Genomic DNA, 3,616 nt, shown 5'->3' with positions numbered 1-3,616 from the left:
CTGGTGGAGAAAAGTGAACGTCTGGGAGGAAAGCTACAAACCGTTCGCCAAAACGATTTTATGATCGAAAAAGGACCAGATGCTTTCTTGGCCAGAAAGACAGCAATATTGGATCTGACCATGGAGTTGGGGCTGGAAGCAGAGCTGGTATCGACAAACCCGAAAGCCAAATCTGCTTGCATTTTGCATAAGGGCAAACTTCATACGATGCCGATGGGCTTCATTCTGGGCATTCCAACAAAGCTCACCCCCTTCATTCGGACAGGGCTTATTTCTCCGCTGGGAAAAGCACGGGCAGCCTTGGATTTATTCATTCCAGCGAAGAAAGGTGATGAGGACGAATCTCTAGGGGATTTTATCAAACGGCGTCTCGGCAAAGAAGTTCTGGATCAGATTACAGAACCTCTGCTGTCTGGAATTTACGCTGGGGATACTCATTCTCTGAGCCTTATGTCAACTTTCCCTCAATTTAAACTAATGGAACAAAAGCATGGAAGTTTGATTAAGGGTATGTCTAAAGGGGCGGGAAGAAAGCCAGCAGTACAAGACAAACTGCCGGATATCGCTAAGAAAAGTATGTTTCTTTCTTATCGGCTAGGATTATCTACGATCGTGGAGCGGCTAAAGGAAAGGCTGGATACCGTACGTTTTGTTATGGGGCAAGGTGTAGTTGAAGTAAGGAAAGAAAACGGTTATCAGGTCATTTTAGAACATGGACAAAAAATAGATGCGGATGCGGTGATTTGTGCTGTTCCAGCTTTTGAAGCGGCTACATTATTTTCCGGCGTTGCAAGCGCTAGCTGGTTACACAAGATTCACTATGTTTCCGTAGCCAATATTGCCCTTGCTTATAAAAACACAGATCTTAATTTTGCTTTTGAGGGAACGGGATTTCTAGTCCCCCGCAAAGAAGGCAAAAAGATTACCGCATGTACTTGGTCTTCGACGAAGTGGAGCCATACGGCTCCTGAAGGATATACGCTTTTACGGACCTATATCGGACATGCAGGTGCACAGGAGTGGGTTCAAATGACAGACAATCAACTTGTGGATGCCGCGCGCAAGGATTTGAAAGATTTAATGGGCCTGGAAGCGGAACCGGAATTCACAGAAGTCAGTAGGTGTGATCGATCGATGCCGCAATATCCGATTGGACACAAAGAGCATATGGCGAAGATGAGACAGGACTTTGCACAGTATTTACCGGGTGTTTTTCTATGCGGTGCCGGCTATGGGGGCGTTGGAATTCCAGATTGCATCGCTCAAGGGAAAGAAGCGGCTGAACAGTTGCTTTCTGATTTTTTATAATCAGGCTCTTTCCACTAGTGAAAGAGGGAACCCCCTGATTGGTTCAGCTTTAAGGGAGACGTAGAATGAAAGTTAAGCACAAAATCGAAGTAAGATGGAGGAATGGAAGATGAGCCAGTTAACGGAAGAAACATGGGTGGCGGACATTGTGAAAGCAGTACCCAAAACAGGAGATCTGTTCCGCAAACTGAGGATTGATTTCTGCTGTGGAGGGAAAATATCGCTCCGTGAAGCAGCAGCCAATCGAGGCCTCCACGCTGGTGAACTGCTAACGCAGATACATGAAGTGGAAGAAAAGCAGGCACAGCATAAGCAAATGCAACCTCCTTCACTCGAACCAAAAGAACTAATCGCCTATATTCAAAATGAGTATCATACGAAGCTTCGGGAAGAACTATCGGCGTTAACGCCGTATGTAACCAAACTAACGCGGGTTCACGGCGAACGTTATCCGCATCTAAAGCGAGTTAATGAACTGTTCACCTTGCTTAAACAGGAATTATCGGAACATATTCAAAATGAGGAGGACCTTGTGTTTCCGATGATTGAAGCATTTTTACAAGAATCAACAGTGGAACGAGCAGATGAGTTGAATCCAATTTTGTCCAAGTTGCAAAACGAGCATCAAACGGTGGTGGAATTCCTGAAGGAAATGCGCTTGATCACAAACGGCTTTGAGCCGATGCAGGAAGCTTGTGGTACGCACCGACTCGTATTGAAGCGGTTAGAAGACCTGGAAGCAGATATTTTTAATCATATTCTTCTTGAAAATTGTACACTGATCGAACGTACGAGACAGGCACAGCTAATAGCGAAACCCATTAATTGATGATGAACGAACATGAGGAGCCGAACCAAATGCATAAATTAATTAAAAGTAGCACTGTTTTCGTTTTGGTTATTTCCATCATTTTATTATTATCAGGATGCGTTGGCAGCGCCGGTAAGAATGGATCTTCCAGCCAGACATCTTCGAAAACGGCTGAAACTATTGAGCTTACCATATCCGCAGCAGCAAGTTTAACGGATGCGCTCAAAGAAATTCAGCATTCATACGAATCAACCCATACAGGCATCAAATTGAATTTTAACTTCGGCGGCTCTGGTGCGTTGGAAAAACAAATTGAGCAAGGAGCGCCGTCGGATTTGTTTCTGTCCGCTTCGACCAAAAACATGAAGTCCCTTGTTGATCAGCAGTTAATAGATACAAAAAAACAAAAAACGTGGCTGACGAACGAATTGGTCGCGGTTATCCCTGCAGACGGGACGATGAACATCGCGAGTGTAACCGATTTAACAAAAAAAGAAGTGAAGAAAGTGGCGATCGGAATTCCTGAAAGTGTTCCTGCGGGCAACTACGCACAGGAAGCACTGACGAAAGCGAAGCTTTGGAACACGTTACAGAGCAAGCTGGTTCAAGCAAAAGACGTTAGACAAGTGCTGCAATATGTGGAAACGGGGAATGCTGATGTCGGATTTGTATATAAAACAGATGCGTTGACTTCACAGAAGGCAAAAATCGCCTTTGAGGTGGATTCCAAAACCTATTCACCTGTTGAGTATCCAATCGGGATTGTCAAAGCTTCAAAGCACATTCAAGAAGCCGAAGACTTTTATGCATACCTACAATCGCAAGAATCTCTGAATATTATGGCTAAGTATGGATTTACCATACCGAAGTGAGCATGCAAGATATAGATTGGAATGAATATTGGCCTCCTATCCGATTATCGTTGCAGGTTGCACTGTTATCCAGCGTTCTGGTAATCATATTAGGCTTGCTTGTGGCATGGTCAATGTCGCGGTTAGGATTATTTAAAGGGAAAACGGTCGTTGAAACCGTGCTTATGCTGCCTTTGGTACTCCCACCAACTGTTGTTGGATTTTTACTGCTCATATTACTTGGACGAAAAAGCGGGTTCGGACGGTTTGTGGAGCAATGGTTTGGCGAGCCTATTATATTCTCGTGGTGGGCAGGGGTTATAGCAGCGGTGGTGGTGGCTTTTCCTCTTGTCTATCGGACGCTGAGAATGGGATTGTCTTCTGTTGACCGGGACTTGGAAGACGCGGGGCGTTCGATGGGTGCAAGTGAATGGCAGGTTTTTCGATATATCACCTTCCCTTTAATTTTCCCTTCTTTTAAGGCTGCCTTTATACTCGGTTTTGCCCGCGGCCTGGGCACAAAAGCATGGAGTTGCCCGCCGCTGGTGTCCTGCTGGTTACGTTTTTTTGCCTCATGATTTTCGGCGGGTATTTTAAGGATCATGCTGTTCGACTATTTCGAGATATTTTTGTGAATCGGCTCTCT

General features: G+C 45.0%; 4 protein-coding genes and 1 pseudogene. All 5 read left to right on the top strand.

Annotated features, from left to right (window positions below; genetic code table 11):
* On the top strand, nucleotides 1–1,308 hold a 1,308-nt coding region (gene hemG, locus GRP75_RS21620; RefSeq protein WP_160790322.1), incomplete at its 5' end, for a protoporphyrinogen oxidase.
* Between the two features lie 109 nt (nucleotides 1,309–1,417).
* Nucleotides 1,418–2,137: an iron-sulfur cluster repair di-iron protein gene (ric, locus tag GRP75_RS21615; RefSeq protein ID WP_068942146.1), complete on the top strand. Its 720-nt coding sequence runs from the start codon at nucleotides 1,418–1,420 to the stop codon at nucleotides 2,135–2,137.
* A 29-nt stretch (nucleotides 2,138–2,166) separates the two neighbouring features.
* Nucleotides 2,167–2,991: a molybdate ABC transporter substrate-binding protein gene (gene modA, locus GRP75_RS21610; protein WP_160790321.1), complete on the top strand. Its 825-nt coding sequence runs from the start codon at nucleotides 2,167–2,169 to the stop codon at nucleotides 2,989–2,991.
* Complete coding sequence (locus tag GRP75_RS21605) at nucleotides 2,988–3,548, top strand: molybdate ABC transporter permease subunit (protein ID WP_337194254.1); 561 nt, start codon at nucleotides 2,988–2,990, stop codon at nucleotides 3,546–3,548. The genes modA and GRP75_RS21605 overlap by 4 nt, the downstream gene beginning before the upstream one ends.
* Nucleotides 3,491–3,616 (top strand): annotated as a pseudogene (locus tag GRP75_RS30525) (flagellar biosynthesis protein FlhB); the annotation flags it as partial. The gene GRP75_RS21605 and the pseudogene GRP75_RS30525, both read left to right, overlap by 58 nt.

This window comes from Paenibacillus sp. OT2-17 (assembly GCF_009827695.1).
Taxonomy (GTDB): domain Bacteria; phylum Bacillota; class Bacilli; order Paenibacillales; family Paenibacillaceae; genus Paenibacillus; species Paenibacillus polymyxa_B.
Note: the sequence above shows the minus strand (reverse complement) of the source record. Positions and strands in the feature narration are given on the sequence as shown.